The organism is Leptospiraceae bacterium, assembly GCA_016708435.1.
Classification (GTDB): domain Bacteria; phylum Spirochaetota; class Leptospiria; order Leptospirales; family Leptospiraceae; genus UBA2033.
This window is the reverse complement of the sequence record JADJFV010000008.1, coordinates 161,117-183,378: the sequence shown is the minus strand read 5'-3', so window position 1 is coordinate 183,378 and position 22,262 is coordinate 161,117. Positions and strand designations below refer to the sequence as shown.

The 22,262-nt window shown below is 34.5% G+C and carries 19 protein-coding genes and 5 pseudogenes; all 24 read right to left on the bottom strand.

Annotated features, from left to right (window positions below; translation table 11 throughout):
• Nucleotides 1–17: 17 nt before the first annotated feature.
• Nucleotides 18–1,301 (bottom strand): malate dehydrogenase, encoded by a 1,284-nt coding sequence (locus IPH52_14055; protein MBK7056144.1) that lies wholly within the window; start codon nt 1,299–1,301, stop codon nt 18–20.
• Between the two features lie 10 nt (nt 1,302–1,311).
• Nucleotides 1,312–2,688 carry a tRNA uridine-5-carboxymethylaminomethyl(34) synthesis GTPase MnmE gene (mnmE, locus tag IPH52_14050; protein MBK7056143.1) on the bottom strand — a complete coding sequence of 459 codons (1,377 nt, stop codon included), beginning with the start codon at nt 2,686–2,688 and terminating at the stop codon, nt 1,312–1,314.
• The gene (locus tag IPH52_14045) at nt 2,688–3,398 is read right to left on the bottom strand and encodes a Jag N-terminal domain-containing protein (protein MBK7056142.1); all 711 of its coding nucleotides are present in this window, start codon (nt 3,396–3,398) and stop codon (nt 2,688–2,690) included. The genes mnmE and IPH52_14045 overlap by 1 nt, the downstream gene beginning before the upstream one ends.
• Before the next feature lie 12 nt (nt 3,399–3,410).
• Nucleotides 3,411–5,304: pseudogene (gene yidC / locus IPH52_14040) on the bottom strand (membrane protein insertase YidC).
• Between the two features lie 11 nt (nt 5,305–5,315).
• The gene (yidD, locus tag IPH52_14035; protein MBK7056141.1) at nt 5,316–5,546 is read right to left on the bottom strand and encodes a membrane protein insertion efficiency factor YidD; all 231 of its coding nucleotides are present in this window, start codon (nt 5,544–5,546) and stop codon (nt 5,316–5,318) included.
• Nucleotides 5,543–5,875: a ribonuclease P protein component gene (rnpA, locus tag IPH52_14030; protein ID MBK7056140.1), complete on the bottom strand. Its 333-nt coding sequence runs from the start codon at nt 5,873–5,875 to the stop codon at nt 5,543–5,545. The genes yidD and rnpA overlap by 4 nt, the downstream gene beginning before the upstream one ends.
• A gap of 10 nt (nt 5,876–5,885) precedes the next feature.
• Entirely contained in the window at nt 5,886–6,047 is a 162-nt protein-coding gene (gene rpmH, locus IPH52_14025) for a 50S ribosomal protein L34 (GenBank protein ID MBK7056139.1), read from the bottom strand.
• A gap of 295 nt (nt 6,048–6,342) precedes the next feature.
• Nucleotides 6,343–6,735 (bottom strand): DUF3387 domain-containing protein, encoded by a 393-nt coding sequence (locus IPH52_14020; GenBank protein MBK7056138.1) that lies wholly within the window; start codon nt 6,733–6,735, stop codon nt 6,343–6,345.
• Entirely contained in the window at nt 6,735–8,831 is a 2,097-nt protein-coding gene (locus IPH52_14015) for a type I restriction endonuclease subunit R (protein ID MBK7056137.1), read from the bottom strand. The genes IPH52_14020 and IPH52_14015 overlap by 1 nt, the downstream gene beginning before the upstream one ends.
• The gene (locus tag IPH52_14010; GenBank protein MBK7056136.1) at nt 8,807–9,010 is read right to left on the bottom strand and encodes a hypothetical protein; all 204 of its coding nucleotides are present in this window, start codon (nt 9,008–9,010) and stop codon (nt 8,807–8,809) included. The genes IPH52_14015 and IPH52_14010 overlap by 25 nt, the downstream gene beginning before the upstream one ends.
• A 138-nt stretch (nt 9,011–9,148) precedes the next feature.
• Nucleotides 9,149–9,316, bottom strand: coding sequence for a hypothetical protein (locus IPH52_14005; protein ID MBK7056135.1), 168 nt, complete (start codon nt 9,314–9,316; stop codon nt 9,149–9,151).
• A gap of 10 nt (nt 9,317–9,326) precedes the next feature.
• On the bottom strand, nt 9,327–9,608 hold the full coding sequence (locus tag IPH52_14000; GenBank protein MBK7056134.1) for a hypothetical protein: 282 nt from the start codon (nt 9,606–9,608) through the stop codon (nt 9,327–9,329).
• A gap of 11 nt (nt 9,609–9,619) precedes the next feature.
• Entirely contained in the window at nt 9,620–9,787 is a 168-nt protein-coding gene (locus IPH52_13995) for a DUF3368 domain-containing protein (protein ID MBK7056133.1), read from the bottom strand.
• Nucleotides 9,788–10,574: 787 nt separating this feature from the next.
• Nucleotides 10,575–10,727, bottom strand: a complete 153-nt coding sequence (locus IPH52_13990; GenBank protein ID MBK7056132.1) for a hypothetical protein — start codon at nt 10,725–10,727, stop codon at nt 10,575–10,577.
• A gap of 128 nt (nt 10,728–10,855) precedes the next feature.
• Nucleotides 10,856–12,922, bottom strand: a complete 2,067-nt coding sequence (locus IPH52_13985; GenBank protein MBK7056131.1) for a DUF262 domain-containing protein — start codon at nt 12,920–12,922, stop codon at nt 10,856–10,858.
• Between the two features lie 44 nt (nt 12,923–12,966).
• On the bottom strand, nt 12,967–13,299 hold the full coding sequence (locus tag IPH52_13980; protein MBK7056130.1) for a hypothetical protein: 333 nt from the start codon (nt 13,297–13,299) through the stop codon (nt 12,967–12,969).
• 188 nt (nt 13,300–13,487) lie between these two features.
• Nucleotides 13,488–14,495, bottom strand: a complete 1,008-nt coding sequence (locus IPH52_13975) for a DUF262 domain-containing protein (protein MBK7056129.1) — start codon at nt 14,493–14,495, stop codon at nt 13,488–13,490.
• A gap of 193 nt (nt 14,496–14,688) precedes the next feature.
• A complete protein-coding gene (locus tag IPH52_13970; protein ID MBK7056128.1) occupies nt 14,689–15,129 on the bottom strand; it encodes a hypothetical protein in 441 nt (146 codons plus the stop codon).
• 3 nt (nt 15,130–15,132) lie between these two features.
• Entirely contained in the window at nt 15,133–15,732 is a 600-nt protein-coding gene (locus IPH52_13965) for a restriction endonuclease subunit S (GenBank protein MBK7056127.1), read from the bottom strand.
• A 2-nt stretch (nt 15,733–15,734) separates the two neighbouring features.
• Nucleotides 15,735–15,824: pseudogene (locus tag IPH52_13960) on the bottom strand (restriction endonuclease subunit S).
• A 597-nt stretch (nt 15,825–16,421) separates the two neighbouring features.
• Nucleotides 16,422–18,514, bottom strand: a pseudogene (locus IPH52_13955) (N-6 DNA methylase).
• 1,138 nt (nt 18,515–19,652) lie between these two features.
• The gene (locus IPH52_13950) at nt 19,653–19,880 is read right to left on the bottom strand and encodes a hypothetical protein (GenBank protein ID MBK7056126.1); all 228 of its coding nucleotides are present in this window, start codon (nt 19,878–19,880) and stop codon (nt 19,653–19,655) included.
• A gap of 632 nt (nt 19,881–20,512) precedes the next feature.
• A pseudogene (locus tag IPH52_13945) lies at nt 20,513–21,914 on the bottom strand (NAD(P)(+) transhydrogenase (Re/Si-specific) subunit beta).
• Between the two features lie 3 nt (nt 21,915–21,917).
• Nucleotides 21,918–22,240: pseudogene (locus IPH52_13940) on the bottom strand (NAD(P) transhydrogenase subunit alpha).
• Nucleotides 22,241–22,262: the final 22 nt, after the last annotated feature.

Below are 22,262 nucleotides of genomic sequence, written 5' to 3'. Positions count from 1 at the left end.
TTTACCTTACGCAATTTCTACCCAGTAACTTTAGCTTTGTATTTATCTAAATGCACTCGGTAGGCTTCTTTTCCGGGGAAAGGAATACGCGCTACACCACTCGCATGAGCCGCTTCTGCTACGGCTGTGGATACACTGTAGTAGACTCTTGGGTCAAATGGTTTAGGGATAATATAGTTTTTCCCAAATTGAAATTTTTCGCCATTGTATGCATCGGATACATAGAGAGGAACTTCTTGTCTAGCAAGTTCTGCCAATGCATAGACTGCTGCTAATTTCATTTCGAGGGTAATCCGTCTTGCCCGCATATCTAAGGCACCACGAAAGATATAAGGAAAACCAAGAAGATTATTTACCTGATTAGGGAAATCACTACGTCCTGTTCCCATGATTAAATCGTCTCGAACAGCTACTGCATCGGGATAAGAAATCTCAGGATCAGGATTTGCCATCGCTAGAATCAATGGATCTTTCCCCATCGATGCAACCATGTCTGTTGTCACTTGATCTTTTTTAGAGACTCCAATAAAAATATCAGCGTCTTTCATAATATCAGCGAGAGTCAAAGCGTTAGTTTCTCTAGCAAATCCTTGCTTCATAGAATTTAGGTCAGTGCGACTATTCGAAATTACCCCCTTAGAGTCTACAAGGTAAATGTTTTCTTTTTCAACTCCAATATGAGTTAATAATTTTGCGATAGCTACAGCCGCAGCCCCTGCTCCGTTTATGACGACGGTAACATCTTGCTCTCTCTTATTTGACAATACAAGATAATTGATAACAGCCGCACAGGTTATAATTGCAGTTCCATGTTGGTCATCATGAAAGATAGGAATATCCATGATTTCGATTAGCTTTTCTTCAATGTAAAAGCATTCTGGTGCTTTGATGTCTTCTAAATTTATTCCACCAAATGTTGGCTCCATTAATTTGACTGCACGAATAAATTCGTCAGGGTCTTTTGTGTTTAATTCAATATCGAACACATCAATGCCTGCAAAGTTCTTGAATAATACTGATTTGCCTTCCATCACCGGTTTACCAGCAATAGCCCCAATGTCACCGAGTCCGAGGATTGAAGTTCCATTGGAAATAATTCCTAGCAGATTACCACGATTAGTATATTCATAAGCAAGCTCTGGATCTTTTTGTATTTCTAAACAGGGAAAAGCCACACCGGGAGAATAGGCAAGCGCCAAATCGTAGGCATTCTTTGTAGGTTTCGTTGAGACTATTCCTGTTTTGCCCCGAGGATGCGATCTATGATATGCTAAAGCTTTTTCCTTGTAATCTTCTTCCATTGTTTATTCCTTATTTGCCTACGCAGAATTTACTAAAAATTCTTCCGAGTATTTCTTCTGTTCCAACTTTTCCGTTTATCAGTCCTACATTTTCCAAAGCATAGTCTATTTCTTTAATGTAGATTTCTGCTGGTGCAGTTTCCATAAGATCAATTGCTGTCTTTAGATGATCTTGGATTTTTAGGAAGTAATACTCATTCCTTTCTTCCAAAAGTACAAAGTCGTCTGATTTGTCTATATGGATTAGATGAGTGTGTATCGAATTTAAAAGTTCTTCTAAACCTTCTTTGGTTTTGCAAGAGACTTCACAGGGATGAATTCCATTTGCCTGAAAGCGAGCGCTTGTTTCTTTCCAGGTAGAGTGCGCAATATCAATTTTATTCGCAACTAAAATAGAGTCTTTTATTTTTGATTCATGTTGACTCATGAATTTATCAAAGTCAAGCTTAGCAGAAATATCTAACACAAAGAGACGTAGATTTGCATTGGCAAATTCATTTTGACTTCGCTCAATTCCCATTCTTTCAATAGAATCTTCCGTCTCTCGAACACCCGCTGTATCTATGAGTTGCAATGGAATACCATTCAAAGAAAAACTCTCGGAGAGGTAATCGCGTGTTGTCCCCGGAACATTAGACACAATCGCACGCTCTCTACCAATCAAACTATTCAAAAGACTCGACTTACCCGTGTTAGGCTCACCGTAGATTACAATTTTATTGTGTTCAATAAAGCTCTCTGCTCGCTTTGCATTTTTCAAAACCTTTACGCACAATTCATAAAGAGAAATCATTCTGCTCTTTCTTTCTTCTTTTGTTTCGTAAGTTAAATCTTCCGTCGAGAAATCGATCTCTGCCTCACACTCTGCCTTAAGGCTAATCAAGTCACTCCTCACACGAGAACTGAGTCGATGAATTTCACCGAATACATTCTTTTGTGCAAGCTCCAATTCAAAGCTAGACCTAGCACTAATCAAACGTCCGATTGCTTCTGCACCGGTTAAGTCTAATTTGCCGCTTAAGAAGGCTCGCTTGGTAAACTCTCCTTCTCTTGCCGGTCTTGCGCCATGCTTAAATATTACCTGTAATGCTTTTTTTAATAGGATTGGATTTCCGTGTAAATAGAACTCGGCGAGATCTTCTCCTGTATAAGAGTTTGGATTTTTAAAAAATAGAAATACGATTTGATCGAGTCTGTTCCCTTCGTCAACGAAGTCACAGTATATCGCCTGCCTTGGATTTGAGCCAATGAATTCAGGGGTGAAAAGACTTCCTTTTCCGAAGAGAACCTTTGCACAGATAGACAAAGTTTCCTCCCCGGACAAGCGGATAATTCCTATTGCACTCGGAATATTACCCGAAGAAATGGCTGCTATTGTATCATTCACTAAGCGTCTAGATTGTCATCATCATCCGGTAGATCCGGATTTTTATTTTCAACATCTTTGTATTTATGTCTATCTTTGGAAGAAATCACACGAACTCTTTTGTAAGTTCCATTTCCTTCACTTCGAGTAAATACCTTTTCATCTTTTTGGAGTGCCATATGAATAATGCGTCTCTCATACGGATTCATTGGTTCTAGTAGTCTTGATCTTCCTGTCTTAGCAACACCGGAAGCAATCGAGCGACTCAAGCGGATAAGCGACATTTCCCGCTTATCGCGATAAGATTCAATGTCTAGTATAATTTTTCTACCATGACGAACCTTTTGATCTACCATTAGGTTTAATATAAATTGGAGTGAATCAAGAGTAGCCCCGCGTTTTCCGATAAGGATTCCTGATTCTGCACTTCCTAGCTCGATGTAGATTTTTCCGTCTACATCTCCCATCCCTACTACTTCTGCTTCAACGCCCATTTTTTTAAGAATGGTAATTACGATTCCATGAATGATTTTTTCTGCTGGTAAGTCTTTAGAGGAAACATAGGCACGAACGATAGCAGGCTTCTTAGAGGTAAATCCTAAGAATCCGCTTTTACCAGGATCAACAGTTTCAAACTTTAAATCTCCTTCTTCGAGTCTTAAAGTGCTTAAAGTAAATTCTTCTGCTTCTGATTTAGTTTTTGCTTCTGCTTCAAAAATATATCCTAACATATCTGCTCCTTATTATTTCGTCTTTAATAGATTTTTCTTGCCGAGTCTATTTGTAACTGTCTGTTGAACAATAGACAATACGTTCTGAATCGTCCAATAGAGTGTAACCCCTGATGGCATTGTCCAGAAAAAATACAACATGATAAGCGGCATAAGATACATCATGGTTTTTTGATTTGGGTCTGTAGTCACAGATGTCATCTTTGTTTGAACTACTTGTGTTCCAACCATGATGAGTGGAAGAACGTTAAGCGCGATACCAGAAACTCCAAGTAGAGCAGGAGTCGTCCAGATTGTATCTGGCTCACTTAAATCAGTTACCCATAAGAAGGGAGACTTCCAGAGATCAATCGTATCACTGAACGCGGTGTATAAAGCAATGAAGATTGGAATTTGCACAAGCATAGGCAGACATCCACCCATTGGATTGGTTCCATTCTTTTTATAAAGCTCCATAATCTTCTGTTGCTTTAGAGCAGGATCTTTTTCGTATTTCTCGTTGATGACTTTGATCTGAGGACTAAGCTCTTGCATCTTCTTCATACTATCCGCTTGCTTTTGATTCAAAGGATAGAAGATTGCTTTAAATAAAATTCCAAAGATAATAATACACCAACCGTAGTTAGGAATGACAACGTGTAGTTTTTTTAATATCCAAACAATACCATGGCGGAAAGGTGTTGTTATCCCCTGATTGAATGACTTGTCTAACTTCTCACTGAGTCCAGCAAATGGAGTAGTCTTTGTTTCTTTCGGGTCAATTGTCTTATCGCGAAAAGACATTCCATCTAACTCGCGTATCCCAACGTATGCCGCATAATCAAAACTAACCGCAGCATTTGGCTCAAGAGTAATATTATCGTAAACCGCAGATACTCCGTTCACATTTCCTTTTCGGTTATCTAAAAGAACACCGGAAGGCTTGGTTCCACTGAGAGGATTTAATACCGCGATAAAATAACGACTACCTGTTCCAAAGAAATCGACTGGCTCTGATTTCTTTAAGACTGTATCAAAGTTTGCATCTTTGTTTGCAACTGGTGTATCACTTCCAAATCCGAAGAAAGATTTCATTTTAGAGCCAAAGCCCTCTACGCTGACTCCATCTAGATTATCATTAAAAGAACCATCTAGAAAAAAGAATCTATAGTAGTGGACTTGGTCTTTCTCAGGAATGATCGGACCCTTAACAGGACCTAGACTACCAAAGGACTTGAAGTAGATAGGAGCATTTGCACTGGCTAATGGCAATTTGTCTTTAGTCAGGTTTGTAAGAGTCATGTTGTATTTAAAATAATTTTCAGATTTATAAAACGAATATTCTTTCTTAAGAGAATAAGTTTTATCAGGTGAGATAGCTTCGAAACTGAGAATCTGTTTGGCTTCATCATAATTGACTGTAAAATTTACATGATTAAAGATAGGAGCGGATATTTCTTCTTTTGCACCTGTAATGCTAAAATCAAATCCTCTATCGCGGGTAATCTCGATTGCCTTGTATTTCTCACCATTGAAGTCAACTAGATCGCTTTCACTTTTGATAATCATGACTTCACTGCCTTCTAGGTCAGGATAATTCTTAACGTAGAATCGTTCAATGCGCCCACCGAGAGAACTAAACTCAGCCAGAAAAGAAGAAGTAACAATATAAAATTTCTTTACATCTTTTGGATCGATAGTTTTAATTTCAGTTGGTTTTGTGAGAACTGCATTTTCTTTTTGTCAATCTTTACTTCTTTTGCGTCTTTTGCAACATCTACTGTCTTTGCATCCTTCGCGTCTTTGACTTGATTTGTAATTGGAGTTTTCTTCGGAGGGTAGGAGGGAATATGAAGTAGTTAACCCCCATCCAAACTCCTAAACTTAATACGATTGCGAGTAATAGTCTGCCTTGTCTTTCTTCCATTCAATATGCCTCTATGATTTATTTTTTGGGTTTGGTGGTACTGGATCGAGATATCCGTCTGACATTGGATTGCATCTGGAAATTCTATTTACGGATAGGTAGAAGGCTTTAAAAAACCCATACTCCTGAAATGCTTGAATAGCATACTCCGAGCAACTCGGATAAAACCGACATGCACTAGGCAATAAAGGAGAAATGATTTTTTTATAAATCCGAATCAGAAAAATAAATACTGTATTCATGATTCTAATTTTGAGAAGAGATTTTTAAGAGTTTTAAGCCTTGCTTCAAAACTCAATTCAGTGAATCCGTAACTAGCAATGAGCGCAATATCCATATTACCCTCAATGCTTTGTTGATTCGAAGCGATCAATGCGCGTAATACCCGTTTAATTCGATTGCGCTCGTTTGCCTTTCTAGCTGATCTATCAGCACAAAAAAGAAAACGAGAAGATAAACGGTCGCTCGGCGCATAGACTATAGAAACATGTTTGGCTTTTACTCTTTTGCCAGACTTAAAAAGACGCTGAATCTCTTCTTTTGCCTTTAGAGTTTCCGATTTCCTAGTCAAAAACCTCTAACTAAAATTTCTTTCCGACTTTTTCATCGGAAACAGTGAGTTTATATCTGCCTTTTGCTCTTCTTCTTGCCAATACTGCTCTTCCTGCAGCAGTTGACATGCGAGACTTAAAGCCATGAGTTCTGGCTCTTTTGATTCTACTTGGTTGAAACGTTCTTTTCATCTTTTTACCTTATAAATATGATTACAGTATGATAATATAGGAGTACAAGGTCAGGATATTTTGGCTTATGTTAGAGTCAATGAAAAGAGGAGAGGTGGTCGGGTTTTGGGGATGGGGTTCCAATGTCATTAAGAAAACAATTTCACCACGAAGGGCCGAAGAACACGAAGAAAAGACGGTTCATAAACCCCTTCGTGAACTTCGTGCGGTGAAAACCTTATCTTAATGACATTGGATGGGTACAGAGACACAGAGGTACGGAGGGTATTGTTTTCTCTTTAAGTAAAAGGGGGAGCTAATAGACTCCATAAACACTAACTCCGCCACCAAAGTATTTATTCTTTAAGTGATCGAAAACTAGTAATGTCTTTTGCGTAATGTCATCTGATTCGTAAATTGGAAAAGGCAATGATTCAAAGAGAGTTTTATTCACAGTATTAAAAACAGCGGCGGAGGTAACGGATTTATCAGACCAATGTTCCACTTTTAGTTTTTCTCTTTTTAATTCTTCGAGAAGTTCAATAGCGATTTCTTTAATTTTTTTCTTATCTGGCTCTGTGAGATTTGGTTTTCGTAGAATATCAAAAATAGCTTTTTGTTCTTCGGTTAATCCTTCCCTCTTTGTTTCTAACTCTTCTTCAGATAAAGAATTTACGAAGTCTATTAATTTGCGAAATGTCTCTTCTATTACAGTAGAATCTTTCGTTTATTATAATCATCAATAATCACAGTATATTTTTTATAAAAATCTACGCGCGAAGGATTCATAGCAACCATTTGCGCTAATTTATTTTCTACCTGGTCTTTCAGAGACTTTACTGCCGCGTTTTTGTTTTTAGTTTTTAAGAAGTATTTTTCTAGAATCTCAAAATTAAGTCCACTCAAATCAATGATTCTATCTTTAACAAAAATGGATTCTGTATTTTGGCTATCTTTTTTGAGATTTGCCTTAATTATCTCCGGTGTATTTATAAGTTTATTTTCAATCGACTTATCCACTATATCCTGAATCTTTTTCATCAATTCCGAAACATCAGCACTTTGAATATTCTCTTCAATTGCTTCATACAAAGCATTGATTGCATCTCGTCTTGCTCTAAATTGATTTAATATTTTGTCAGGCTGCAATGCTTTGTATTTTTTAAAAACTTCTCTAGTTAAAATCTGAAATTTTCGTTTTGTTTCATCATTTGTATAGATTGCATTTAATCCTCTCTCAATGGAGGCTAATTTCTGTAAGCCATCTGCTTGAATCAATTCGTTCAAATTAAAATTTACTTCTTCTTGTAAGAATGCTTCTACAGCTGTTAAAACTTCCTCCAACTGTCGAATCAATTCCTCTTTTGGTTTTACTGGAAGCTCTGGTTTTCCACCTCCACCATCACCGCCGCCTGCTCCGTAAATGGCAAGCGCATCGAGTAAGGCAATGTATGTTTCGATATAATCCACAATAAGTCCATTGTTCTTACCTTCGCTGATTCGGTTTGCTCTTGCGATTGCCTGCATGAGCGTATGTGATTTTAATGGTTTATCTAAATACAATGTCGAAAGTGTAGGGACATCAAATCCGGTTATCCACATGGCACAAACGATGACAAAACGAAATGGATCATTCTCATCTTTAAATCTTGTTTCTAAATCTTGCGTGTTCATTTTTTCACGGTGTGGCTCAATGTCTAAATCCCATTTTTTGAACTTCTGGATTTCATTTTGTTCAGGACTCACCACGACACAAACTTCTGTTTCCTTTATCCAATGCAACTCACGACTTTTTTCTAATAATTCTTGGTCTCCATATTTATCATTTTCAATTTCCTTTTCTAGTTGCTCGATATATTTGTTCCAATGCTCTGTAATAAGATTATACATCTTAACAGCAGTGATTTTATCGAGTGCGATAAACATTCCTTTGCCTTTATACCCTCGGTTACAGAAATGAAAGACTACATCTTTGGCAATTGCTTCCAATCGCTTTTTAGCGGTTAAGATTGGGTATTCTCTTGCGAAGAGCTGCTCTATTTTACTTCGCTCATCACTGTCTAAATCTTCACTTTCCGAGTCTATAACAGCTCTTATCTGCTCATTGATGGCAGGATTTTCTAATCCAAGATATTCACCCCGATTCTCATAGTATAACGGAACAGTCGCCCCATCATCTACACTCCGTTTAAAATCATAACGAGAGATATAATCTCCAAAAATCTTTTTAGTCAATTCATCATCTTTAAAAAGTGGAGTGCCAGTGAATCCAATAAAGGATGCATTCGGTAAAGCATTTCTTAAATTCATTGCCAAACTTCCACCCTGAGTTCTATGAGCTTCATCGGAGATTACGATAATGTTATCCCGCTCGGTGATTTCTTCTTTGAAATTAAATTTATGAATTAACGAAAATAAATAACGATGCGGAAAGCTAAGTAACTCCGTTAAATTTTTGCCGCTATCAGCTTTGACAGAATCTCTAGAGCCTGATTTTATTTGCGGAACGGCATTCACTCCATTAAAGGTTCCATAAATTTGAGTCTCTAATTCTTTTCTATCTGTGACTATTAAGAATGTATAGCTACCAGTAAACTTGCGATGGATTTTTTGACAAAAGAAAACCATGGAATAGGATTTCCCACTTCCCTGTGTATGCCAGAAGACTCCGAGTTTTTGTTTTTCTTCTAAACTTATTTTTCCTAGCTGATACAGATTATTTTTATGTTGGATATTTTCAATGGCTTTGTTTACTCCAATAAATTGGTGGTTTCGGGCGATTAGCTTGATTGCTTTCCTAAAGATGTATCAAATAGAATGAAATTTTCAAAGAGATCTAAAAATCTTTTTTTATCACAAACGCCAAGAATGATTCTATCTAAAGCAACAATTCCCTCATCATCTTCTGTGATACGTTTCCATTCATGAAAATGTTGATACTTACCTGTGACACTTCCTATCCGACTTTCAATTCCATTGCTCAAGATGACAAATGCATTATAATAAAACAAGTTTGGGATTACATCCTTGTAATCGGTAAAATTATCGTTATACGCAGATTCTAATTTACGATGTGCGGCTTAAGCTGATAAAGAGTAAAGGTATTCCATTCACAAAACCAATTATATCGGTCTTCGCTCCCGATTGCTTTTTCCTTGAATCCATAATTGTCGAACGGCTAAAAAGCTATTAGCCTCTGGATTTTCAAAATCAAATACTCGGAGAGTTTTATTTTTATTTGCTCGCCTTTTTTCGTTAATAAAATCAATTTGAATTCCATTCTTTAGCATATTGTATTTTTCAAAATTGATTTCTGAGAGTGACTTTAGTGACACCTTGCTTCGGATAATTTACTGTATGCCTCATCATAGGCTTTCGGGGTAAATTAGGATTAAACTCTTTTAACTTATCTAAAAATACTTTTCTAAGAAGTATTTCTGTTTTATTCTCACGACCGAGCATACTTCCTGCACCGAAAGTTTCAGCGTTAAAAGCAAGTTCGACCTGCCATCCCAATTGAACTTTAAATAAATCAATTGCCGTTTGCTCAATTAGGTTGTCTTCGGAGTATTGGGATGTCATGATTTTATTTACTACCTATTTTCACTTGCAAGAAAAATCACATGGTCATATAAATGTTGTGAAATTCTTCTTTTATTGTTCATTAGTTTATCTAGATAAGGCTTGATTTCACTTATCAGTCCTTTCTGCTTCGCTCTCAATAATATACCAACGATTCCGATTGGAATTAATCCGTTCATTTTAGCTTTTGTTCTTCCTTTATTATCATCGATTAAAATATCTTTAATTCCTTCTTCTATGGCTAAAACAATAGCTTCTGCTTCTCCAGCATCAATATCATTTTTTAAAATATTTACTGAAGTTAGGTCTTTGACTTTCTTTACTTTACCATCTAAGTAAGTTGTAAATTTATCGGAATAAGGTTTATCTTTTTGCGTTAATTCTCTATATACCTCTTCTGGGACATATACTTTATCGAATAGATTTTCTAAAGATCTAATTTATCCAATAAGGCAAGACTAATTAAGGGAGATGCATCGGATACTATTAACATTCTTGTAGTCTAAGAAGTTCTTCATCCAAATCTTCTTTGGAATAGTCAATGATAGGTATTTTATATTGATTTAATAAATCTAAAAATAATCTTTAGAAACTCCTGCAAACTCTGCTGATTTTCCTAATGAAAGTTTATGAGATTGAAATAAAAAAATGGCAGCGTATAATTTAACGTTGCCTCTAAGCAAAAAATATCTTCGCCAAGGGAAAAAAAAGCTTCTCGGGTATCTCAATATCAATATGAATCGTTTTATTTGTTGTATTCATTCATTCCTCCTTCCCTATATATTTGAGTCGCTTCCTTACTTATTGTAAATCTAAAAATGCAAACAAAGAAAAATATTTATGGCTATACCATCTTAAAAAGAAAACTCATCACATTTAGAACGAAATCCAACCTAATTTGCACTGACCTCTTCCTTCTATTTTCGGCAATAGTATACTCAATTATTTACCTTACTTTTCTATATTTTATTGTATTCTTTGTCTGGATTCTGGTTTGTCGGATTTTACTTTTATCTCTAGTGCGCTTTTCCTTCTAATGCCCCATGGTTGAGTGGTTTGTTCCAAAATGGAACTAACCACTTCTTCTTTTAGTTCTCCTGATTCAAAAAAATTTTTCAACTTTCCCCTTTCCATTTGGAGTGGTGTATAATTGGGTTTCGTCGAATTCGTTGGGATTAGGGTTCTTTTTTTGGGGCATAATTAAGACTCAGTATTGGGGATAAGATTATTGTGATTAAGTTTCATCATTAGTCCCTTAATTCATTTATATATTTCTCAATTAGATTAATCATATCATCTCTATGCTGCTTAGCTAAAGACCAGTTCCAAGAAGTATTTTTAAAAATTATAGAAGATTTTAGAGAGTCGATTTCTTGTTTAGCATCAAATTTTCCTTTTTTTTCTTGAAAAGGTTTATTGCTATACTCAGAATTCATTCCAGGAGATAATAAAACCAAATTACCAAAATCATCTAATGGGTTTTTATTTTTTAAACTAATTTCTGAAATTTCATTTTCTTTAATGTATATAATATGTTCATTTTCATCTTTAGTTTTCTGAGGAAATATATGTTCTATTGAGTTCTTTGCTGTAAGTCTAAAACGATTCCATTTTTTAAGATCAAGACTATAACTCCTGCAAATTGATTCTCTATATTTCCATAAAATGTATTCCAATTTATAGAAAATATAATTCGGATATCCTGTACCATGGAACCCAGATAAATATTCCCTAGTATTTACAAGATTATCTAAAAAATTTGCTTCATTTAGAAAATTAATTTTAAATGTTCTATCTTTTAATTTACTTGTATTTGTTTCTGAGTAAAACAATGCATTTTCAAGTTTCTCTAATTTTTCTACAATTTTGTTACTGTTTAAATTATCATTTGATTGAAGAAAAAATAAAAAAGGTGTTAACCAATATTGAGTTGTCATTTCCTGCGAATGATAGAGCATTCCTTGAAGTTTTATTAAATCTAATAATTCTTTTTCAGTGGTTTCAATTCTTTGAACACTTATATTTTCATTTTCCGTCCCATCTTTATTTTTAATTATTGATTTAGAAATTTGTATTTTCTCTAAAAAATGGTATTCTTCCTTTTCATCTTCATTATAAATCCATTTTATTACATATTTATCAAATAATACTCTCAATTTCCAAAGTAATTTAATAAAATTTTTAACATCTTTGGTATCTGAAAAAGACTCTTTTACATTAAAAACATCTAACAATTTTTTATCATTGATTTCAGATGAATTATAGTCTTGATTATGCTTTATTATTTGAAATACTCTTAAAGTATGAAGTAAAAAGGTTGGAAAGGATATAATGCTCCTAACACTTTTACTATAATATTCTATCTCTGAAATTTCATTTCTTTTCGAATCATTTTCGATAGATGTATCATTAAGAATATCTAATAAACTTTTAGAAGGAAAATCATCCGATTTAGTTTTATTAGCTAATAGAGTTATTATATCAAGATTAACTAAATCAATATCACTTTCAGACTCATTTTCCAAATCAACTTTCTTTCCAAAAATATCCTTCCAAGAAAAATTATTCACATTTTTTAAATTATTCTCAATGTATGAATTCATTTGAGAGCAGGCATCCCAAATCATTGCGTACTGGTTTCTTTCAGCTTTTTCAATTTTTTCCAATAATCTTGATTTTAAAATTTCATGATTTTCTAATTGTTTACCTCGATTATTCATTGCCTCAAATACTCTATTTAGATCAGATTCTTTAGGAATAATAGTGTAAGTTAATTGGACATTGGAAAATATAAATTTACTAAACTTTAACTTATCAAATTTCTCATCCTTTTGAAAATTGTTTATTGTTTCTTCTATGATTTCTCTACCTAATGCCAAAGGGATTATTTCACTTACTTCTAATTCAGCCCCTGCAATTAATTCTCCTTTTTCATTTAAAAATTCTTTAAATGTATTTTTATCCTTTAAATAAGCTTGTGCTCTATCCCTAATTGAAAAAAGAATTCTCGGTTCATTATTATATGTAAAGTTTTTAAGTTCTTCATCGATATCACTTAATATATCACAAATCAACCACAAGGTTGTAAAACGTTGCTGACCATCAACTAAATCAATTTTACTATCGATCGTATTTGAAAACATCACTGAACCGAGAAAATAGAACTCTTCATTATTATTTAGAAATGCATTTTTTAAATCTTCTAATAGAATTTTAATTTGATCTATCTTCCAGACATATAGCCTTTGGTATATTGGAATGTTGAATTGAATTTCATTTTCAACAATATCCTTAAGAGAGCAATCCAGAACCAATGCGAATATTCGATTGATTATTTAACTCTGAAAAGTTTGTAATTTTATTTATTAAGGCTTGCATTAATCAAATTCCTTTTTTCTGTTAATTGAATATTATTATTTACAATGGAATTATTGTAAAACTCATATATTATTTGATAATAATTTTGCCTAGCGTTAGTTAATTTATTTCCAAATTTATCCAAAATAATATTTTGTTTTGTTTCATAGTTATAATCATATCTAAAATCACTATAATAATTTTCCATAATGTAACTTTTAAGGATTTCTAATATTTCTCCTGGTAGATAACCATGCCATATATCGAGTAATATATTTCCATATTCTCTAAGTAAAACAATTGAAGATTGTTCAACAATACTTAAGCGGTTCATTCTAAATGCACCTAAATAGTGTTCAAATAATTTTGCAAATTCTTCAATTTTTTCCCTTCCAAACTTATCATAATAAAGAACTACAGCAGATTGATATAAGTTTACAAAATCAAGATTGTATAGCTTTGGGATAATTAAGTTTATCTGCTTAATTTCCTCTATTTGATTATTTATAAATAAATAATTATTTAATGATGCATATTTCTCTGTGTAAAGAAAAAACCAATTCCTCTTTGAATAGGTTGATTTATTGTAAAAGGAATATCAATAGACTCTGCTCCATACAATTTGATTGTAGATCTAATTTCAGGTTTCATTTCTTGATTGAAAAACAAAGAAGTACCAAGGCTATTATTAGAAGATGGATATAATTTTACTTCATCTATACTACCAAAGGTTTTTGTATCTTTTTGAAAAGAATTCAATATTAATCTTCTATCCGGAAATATTAATTTATTTTTTGACCAAGAGCGTAAAATCCAAAATTGTTTAATAAAAAGATCATTTAAGGTTTTCGCATATACTCCCTTATTCTTATTTGAGCTATAAAAAGAATTTATTTGATCAAATTTCTTAGCAAAATATTGAAGGTATTTTGAATTGGTTTTTAGTTCCCTTAAATGGAAGGATTTAAAAAAATCTACTTCATCAAGTGGAACACCTCTATTATTTTGGGTTTCAAAAAATACAAATGATTTGTCTTCCGAGTCGGTTATTATTACGGAAAAAACAAGTTTTTTTAAAATTTCATTAAAATACTCAGATGTATTGCTATCTTTAAATCCCTTTAAATAGTTTCTATTTTGTTTAATATTTTTTATCGATATATTCGAATTATAATTAAATTTAAAATTTTCCTTTTTTAATATAGAGTTTTCCTCATTCCATATAAAGTCCATTATTAGAAGAGTTGTCAATCTCTGTTGCCCATCAATAATTTCATAAATTTCATCTGATTTATGAACCATGATCGTACCAAAATAATATTCTATGGAATTTTCATTAAATTTGTTTTCTATGAAAAAATGATCCTTCCAGTCATTCATTAAATCTAATAAATGTTTTTCATTCCAGGTATAAGGTCGTTGGTAATCAGGAATGACAAATGATATTTCAAACTTATTGAATAAATCATTTACATAAATTGTTCCAACTTCAGGATTTTTTGAAGGATTTATATCTATTGTTTTACTCATCCTTTATACCTCTACTTCCCCATTCATCAACCGAGGCAACAATATATCACGCGCTTCGTGAAGGTTGGTGTTTTGTTTACTCATGCCATTTTTCAACTTTTACTACTCTTTCATCTAAACTATTGAAATGTATTTCTTCAAATGCATCTTTGTTTATTAATATATATCTTAGTTTGTCGTTTTTTTCCACTTCTTAGAGTCTTATTGAGTTTTGTTTTAAAAAACTTGGTGCAACATTAAATGCTTCACCTTCGAATTCATTATTGCCAATTTTAATGGTAATATCACCTTTCTCTTTTTTATGTGTTGTTCCCAATCTAAGAATAAAACTTGCTTCTTTTAAATTCGGATTGTTTCTCTCTAATTGTAAAAGTCCATTAATAATGACTAAATCACTAGCTATGCGATTAGCTGCTTCAAAAGGAGTAATATTTTTGTAGGGACCAATACAAATTGGATTTGTTTCATCTTTGCGTTTGAAGTAATTTATCATTTCATAGAAATTACCTGAAGTTGGTGCTTTCGAAAATGGATTATCTATAAGTAGCTCGAAATACTCCTTTTTTATGGCTTTTAAGCCAGCAACATCTACATCACATAATTTACTCTTTAATAATGATTCAACGTTACTCATTCCTTATACCTCTATCTCCCCATTCATCAACCGAGGCAACAATATATCACGAGCTTCGCGGAGTTTGGTGTTTTGTTTTTGTAAAATATCTTTCAATTCAAAATGTCTATAAATCTCTTCATGGTATTCTATCATGGATGAAGATTGCGGAATATAGATAGTTGCCTCTTCAAAATCTGTCGCTGTGACTGCTGGATATGTTGCCCCTTTTGCATGATTTTCAAGATAACTAATAAATTCATTCGTTATAGTAAGTTGATATAAAAACGTAGAAGGAATTTCCTTTGGAGTAATAACAGCAAAGCCTGTTGACGCAATTAAATTATCTTCGGGCTTGAAAACGAAAGAATACGATTTTCGATTAGGACGAACACACGACCAAATAATATCTTCATGGTTTAGAATTCTTTTGGCTCTTCCAGGAGCATCCTTTAAATCATACTCTGTTTTATTATCAATATTTCCAGTTGAAACAGAAGCAATATCTACATAGAGTAATTTTTCAAGATTTGAATTTCCTTTAAGTGTTGATTGATTTACCCTAGCAACTTCTTTTAATTTTACTTTCAACAACTTCTCTCGGACAATCATCTTATACCGCAAAACGCCTTCTCCTCCAACAACTTGATTCTCTTCAAATTGTTCTCAATCAAATCATCATAAGCAGAGAGGATATTTGCTATTTTGCGCTGGGTGGATTTACTTTCAGGAGCATTAAAAGAATACGAACAAATTTTTGTCGGAGAAGTATGTTTTACTGTTGCTCCACCGGTCTCGTTCACTAATTACCAATGATAGGAGTAATTTCGCATTACCCAATGAAGAAAATTAATATCAAATTCCTCTTTCTTTAAACTAACTAAACCAATTCTGATTATGCAAAAACCGTTTACCATTCAAGCGGACTTTAGCTGAAAAACCAAAGGTATCACCTTCTTACTCAAATCAGTCATTGTTACAATAACATCATTTTCATTTAAAATGTAATCAACAAGAAATTCATTGTAGTATTTTAACTTTTGTGATTTAAAGCCTCCACCATTACAAAAAATTTCGGGGTCAATAAAATATCATCCGTAGGTTCATCCAAAAAAAAACTCACTTATTGAATCAGCCATGTTTAATATGAATAATATCAGATAAGCAGTATTTCTCCCACTTCATCTCAAAATCCCCCTGTCTGAATCAGGATTTTCAAGATTAATGGATTAGCAGGATTAGTATTAAATATTACTTTTTGTATCTTCATCCTGAACATCCTAAAATCCTGATAATCCTGATTCAGACAGCCCTTATCTTTGAAGCATATTCGCTTCTTCGTGTAATCCGTTTAACTCGATATGAATTTCGTTTAATCTTTCTTCGTAGTCAAAGTCTTCGTCTGTGCTAGTGTCAACTCCCACATAACGTCCTGGGCTTAGAGACCAATCTTTGGATTCAATTTCTTTTTGGGTTACTACTTTGCACAATCCTTCTATATCTACATATGTTCCATCGGGGAAACGGCTTGTTAGCCAATGAGCTTGTTTCCAGAAGTATTCCGTTTCGTGGAGAAGTCCTGGCTCTTCCTCTTCGGGATTGCCGCTGAGCTGTTCTTGGAGAGATTTTAATTCGTCGATTTGTTCTTTTAGATTTAAGTCTTTCCAGTCTTTCGATTTACTGAGCGGCTGATCTTTATTATCCCTAATTTTACTTCCTGTGTTAATTGCGTCGATTAATTGTTTGATAAGTTTGTCTTGCGGTTTGCGCAAAGATTTACACTCATGGGCAATTTTTTCTAAACTATCAATAGTTGTTTTACACTTCTTAATCTCTGCTATTAATTTATTTTGCTCTTCGTATACACTAGTTGCTTCCGTTCCAACTTCTTTGATTGCCTCAACAAAAATCTTAATCCTGTCCATCCCAAAATCCTGCAAATCCTGATTCTGACAATATTCACTCAACATCTTATGAATTTTCTTAAATTGTTTTTGCAATTCTAAAGTAACCTCACTTGTCTCTTTCGCTAAACCAGACGACGTTTCCAAGTAGGTTTTTACAGTCTCTTTAAACTTCTTCGTATTTCCTCTGTATAAGTTTACAATACAAATCAAGTTCTGCAATTGCTCGGGGCTAAAACCATTTACCTTCGAAGTTACCTTCCGATAAATTTTTCTCGCATCGAGCATCAATACTTTGTCACCTTTCTTCTTGATCCTTTTCCTTGCCTGATCCAGACTTTCTAAAACCAAAGAGTGCAAGGAAGTGATCGAGTATAAAAGAAGTTATTCCCTATCGCCATCATCACATCAACAGCACCCGTCTTGACCAATTTTTCTCGAATATCTTTTTCGCTGTGACCTGCATCACTTGCAGAGGAAGCCATTACAAAACCAGAACGTCCGGTGGGTTTTAAGTAACCGTAAAAATATTGAATCCATAAATAATTTGCGTTATCGTTTTTGGGAAGAAGTCGTGTGATACTTCCTTTATCATCTTTTGTAAATAACAAACGTGCATCTTTTTTTACTGCATCTTTACCCTTATCCACTCCATCTACGTTAAACGGAGGATTCGCCATTACGAAATCACATTTACCGGCTAAGTCGTGTTTGTCTTCGTAAAATGTATTTCCCTCTTGGATATTTCCTTCTAGTCCATGAACAGCTAAATTCATTTTTGCAAGTCGTGTGTTTGTTTCTGCTTTCTCTTGTCCTTTGAATAGAACTTTCTCTGTAGACATTCCTTCTGTTTCTAAAAAATATCCCGTCTGCACAAACATACCTGCACTTCCACACGCTGGATCGAACACGGTTCCATGATCTGGTTCGATTACATTTACAATCGTTTGCACAAGACTCATCGGAGTAAAAAATTCTCCACCTTCTTGTGCTCCAGTCATCGCAAATTTATTTAGAAAGTATTCATAAATCTTTCCGAACAAATCTCCTTCTGCCTTTTGCAAAACTTCTTTATTAAAAATTCGTAGTAGTTCGCGTAACAAGTCTTTGCCGAAAATAGAATAATTCTTTGGCAACACACCTTTGAGGTTTTCATATTCATCCTCAATAGCTTTCATCGCTGCCTCAATTGCTTCGCCAATGTCAGCACTTTCGGGCAGAGTCACCAAATAATCAAAATGTGCTTTGTCAGGGAGAAACATAGAATTCTTTTCTTCAAAGTCCTTCTTGGTTAACGGGCGTTTTCCGCGCTGTGGATGACTGGGTAGATTCTTCTCTAATTCAATTCTAACTTTTAAATAACGATTGTAAGCATGTCTTAAGAATATCAGCCCTAATACCGGCATAGAATATTCAGAGGCAGTTAGTTTACTATTAGCTCTCAGTTGGTCGGCGGCTTTCCAAAGTTCGGCTTCTAATTTTCGAAGTTCTTTCCCTTGCATATAAATTACAATAGTCTTTCCCCTACATATATTGTCAATTTCAACACACCCGCAACCATTCCAAATGGAAATAGAATGTTCAAGAATATTCATTATTTAGTTTCCTATAACCAAACCTTTACTCACAGCCGCTCTAGCTACGCTTATAGAGCCGGTCTAACACGTTACCTGGGCAGTTTGAACCGGACTTAGACCGAGATATAAGCGAGCTAGACCGAAGAAGAGTAAACGACAACATAAAGAAAGCATATACACCGATTAATATTATCTCATTTTTGCAAAATATCTACCGCAAACTCGTTATATGTCTCAAATGTGTTGAACTACGTAATTATTGGAAAAAATTTTAGACAGAATAAATTTAATTTACTTTAAACAATTTAATAGCGAAATATAAAACACCTTCCCTATACTCTGAAATATCAGGTAAATAGCAAGTAACCACTCGCCCAATTGCATTGGAGTGAGGAACTGTTCGAAAGGTGAGGTAAGGACTAATACATTATGGCACAATTATTCACACAACCAAATAGCACACTTAGTGGAAAGCTCGAGATTTAGTTTACTATTGAAGAAATGGAAAACATTCATTCGAACTCTCCCGTAAAAATTAAACAATCAAATAGCGAAAAGCAAATCATAAGTCAAAAAGCGATTTTCCACTCAAAACTATTTCAAATCTTTCGACATACCTTGCACTACCAACTACCCAGGAGGGATTAATAGCAATAATTCCTTCTTTATTCTTTGAATCATAGTTTTGTAAACCTCTTTAGATTCTGTAAACATCGAGTATGAAAAATTAATTTTACGAATCTAGGAATGAAAGGACTCTTGGTCTAAAATATCTAAGAATGAAACAAAGTCTTATTCGAATGGGAAGAAGATAACCTACAGGATAATGCCTATTATGTTCATTGTGTAGTCTATTGTAAAGACATAAAACAAATATCTATGGCAATGGTAAAACGAAATGCTCTATCAGCTACTGTCAATTTGCCGGTTAAGGGCGGTGAAATTGTAACCTATACAATCCCGTATAGACTGTAAGTTTAAAATCTATCGTATCTTTTATCGGTGCTAATCTTTTAAATGTTTCTATTAGTGAAAGTGAGTAAAGGGATATTAACTTTCTTGTTTAGAAATCCAGTCTTTGATTGTCTTTGTAGAATCTGCATCTAAGAAACGAAAAGATGATACCGGCACCAACTGAATCAAGTCGGACAACTCCTGCTTTTAATTCGAGAGTTTGTTTATCAATATAAAGAGTAACGTTGACTTCTTGGTTTAGTTCGAGTGGGCAGTTGAGCCACTCTACGAAAAAAACCGGTAGGCGAAATATCTCTTGTTCTAAGCTTGAGATCATTTACATTGATATCTACTTCGATTGGTTTTCTAATTTGAAATCTCAACCTCTTCCATACATTTTCATATAAGGAGCAGAAATATCTGGCTTTAAAAATAAAACATCGCTGAAAATCCAAGTGCGCTTTGGATCAGTAAGTATATTTGCCTCGGATGGCTCAGAAAAAGATACTACCTGTTATAAATCAATACCGAAACAGCAATAGAATAAAAACAGAAACCAACCCCAACGCTTTACAAGTAGGATACCAATTCCGACTGCAAACGGAAGCACGGCAAGGATAATAGCGATTACGCTAACATTCTTAATACTTCTACAAAACTCTCAAATGGTATTTGAAAATGATAAGCGAAGTTGATATAATTGACAAACGGGAGAATTAAAAATAAAATCCCGAATACAATCACCGGCAATGGTCTAGAAATTCTTTTCGTCTTTCCACTGGATTCCTTACGCTAGGTTTGCGCCGAATATCTTAAGTTAAGAGTGATTACCCCTGTCACCTCGAACTGTCTCATCGTGAGAGGTCTATCTTGCTTAATACTACCGTTTTTTGCAGAATAGATTTCTCACATTCGTTCGAAATGACTGTGAAATCCTTAGCTTAAAGATATTGGCTATGCGCTAGCGTTCTAGTTTTGTTTTACTTCTGCTACTAACTTAACGAGAGAAGACTTTGCATCACCGAAAAGCATTTTTGTTTTTGGATCAAAGAAAAGTTCGTTTTCAATCCCAGCATAACCAGCATTCATACCACGCTTGAGCACAATGATATTAGCCGCATTGTCTACGTCTAGAATAGGCATTCCATAGATTGGACTTGCTGTATCCTTACGAGCCGCAGGGTTTACTACGTCGTTTGCCCCAATGACTAATACAACGTCAGTAGAAGAAAACTCACCGATGATTTCTTCCATATCAAATAACTTTTGGATAAGGCACATCAGCCTCTGCAAGAAGAACGTTCATATGACCAGGCATACGACCCGCTACAGGGTGAATCGCATAACGAACATCTACCCTTTTCTTCTAATAAGGTATCTAGCTCATGGCAGGTATGTTGTGCCTGTGCAACTGCAAGACCATAACTTGGGAACGATAATTACTTTTTTTAGTATAGCTTAATAGAATTGCCGCATCAGTAAGAGAAATTTCTCTAACTGTTTGATCTCCAGAAGCAGAGGTCACGCTGACGCACCAGCACCTGCTCCAAAACTTCCAAAGATTACGTTCATTAGAGAACGGTTCATCGCATTACACATAACAACAGTTAAAATTGTTCCTGCAGAACCAACTAAGATACCACCGATTAACATTACCATATTGCTGTATAAGAAACCAGCGAGGCAGCCGCAACCCAGTGAATGAGTTTAAGAGTGATATAACCACCGGCATATCTGCTCCACCGATTGGTAATACAAAAAGAATTCCATAAAGTAAAGCCAGTGCAAACATTCCATAGAAAAGTCCACTCGCATCATGCGAATTCTGGTAACTTGTCATAATGAAAATTCCAATTCCTATGGTCAATGCCATGAGAATTGTATTGAGGATTTTTTGCATTGGATAAGTAACAGGCTTTTCAATTGCTTTATAGCCTTGTAGTTTTCCAAACGCAATCATCGATCCTGAAAAAGAAACCGAACCAATTAGCATTCCCGCGAGGATAATACCTGTTGTGCTATTCATGAGTCCTGATTTTAAATCATCATGATGAACAAATTCAACAAGAGAAATTACAGCCGCACAAGCCCCACCCATTCCATTAAAAAGACTCACCATCTGTGGCATTGCAGTCATCTTTACTTTACGAGCAGATATTGCACCGAGTGCTGTTCCGATTACTAATCCACCAAATATCCAAGCATAATTGCGAACACCTTCTCCAAGGATTGTAAGTAAAATTGCAAGCCCCATACCGATAGCGGCTAACATATTCCCTTTTCTAGCAGAATCAGGATGACTTAACATCTTGAGTCCAATTACAAACGAAAGAGATGCAAAAAAATAAGCTATTTCTATATATCCAGTCATCGTTTAACCTTCTTTGCGGAGTTTTCTTTTAAACATTTCCAGCATTCTATCCGTAACAACAAATCCACCGACTACGTTTAGAGTTCCTAGAATCACGGCAATAAAACCTAGAACCAAAGAAAGCGTATCGTCTTCTTTCGCAGCTCCCATAACTAAAATAGCACCTACAATCACAACTCCGTGAATTGCATTCGCACCTGACATGAGCGGAGGTGTAATACCACCGCCGGGACTTTAGAAATGATTTCTATCCCTACGAAAATAGAGAGAACAAGCATGTAAATCATTGCTTTGTTCTTTATTAAAAAGTCTAATATCTGATCCATAATATCTCCTAAAAAGATTTGC

Bases quoted from the DNA above. Each gene is read 5' to 3' on its own strand.
- IPH52_14055 (MBK7056144.1), bottom strand. From the start codon at position 1,301: ATGGAAGAAGATTACAAGGAAAAAGCTTTAGCATATCATAGATCGCAT.
- IPH52_14045 (MBK7056142.1), bottom strand. From the start codon at position 3,398: ATGTTAGGATATATTTTTGAAGCAGAAGCAAAAACTAAATCAGAAGCA.
- yidD (MBK7056141.1), bottom strand. From the start codon at position 5,546: ATGAATACAGTATTTATTTTTCTGATTCGGATTTATAAAAAAATCATT.
- rpmH (MBK7056139.1), bottom strand. From the start codon at position 6,047: ATGAAAAGAACGTTTCAACCAAGTAGAATCAAAAGAGCCAGAACTCAT.
- IPH52_14005 (MBK7056135.1), bottom strand. From the start codon at position 9,316: ATGCTAAAGAATGGAATTCAAATTGATTTTATTAACGAAAAAAGGCGA.
- IPH52_14000 (MBK7056134.1), bottom strand. From the start codon at position 9,608: ATGACATCCCAATACTCCGAAGACAACCTAATTGAGCAAACGGCAATT.
- IPH52_13995 (MBK7056133.1), bottom strand. From the start codon at position 9,787: ATGAACGGATTAATTCCAATCGGAATCGTTGGTATATTATTGAGAGCG.
- IPH52_13980 (MBK7056130.1), bottom strand. From the start codon at position 13,299: ATGAACCGCTTAAGTATTGTTGAACAATCTTCAATTGTTTTACTTAGA.
- IPH52_13975 (MBK7056129.1), bottom strand. From the start codon at position 14,495: ATGAGTAAAACAATAGATATAAATCCTTCAAAAAATCCTGAAGTTGGA.
- IPH52_13970 (MBK7056128.1), bottom strand. From the start codon at position 15,129: ATGAGTAACGTTGAATCATTATTAAAGAGTAAATTATGTGATGTAGAT.
- IPH52_13950 (MBK7056126.1), bottom strand. From the start codon at position 19,880: ATGATCTCAAGCTTAGAACAAGAGATATTTCGCCTACCGGTTTTTTTC.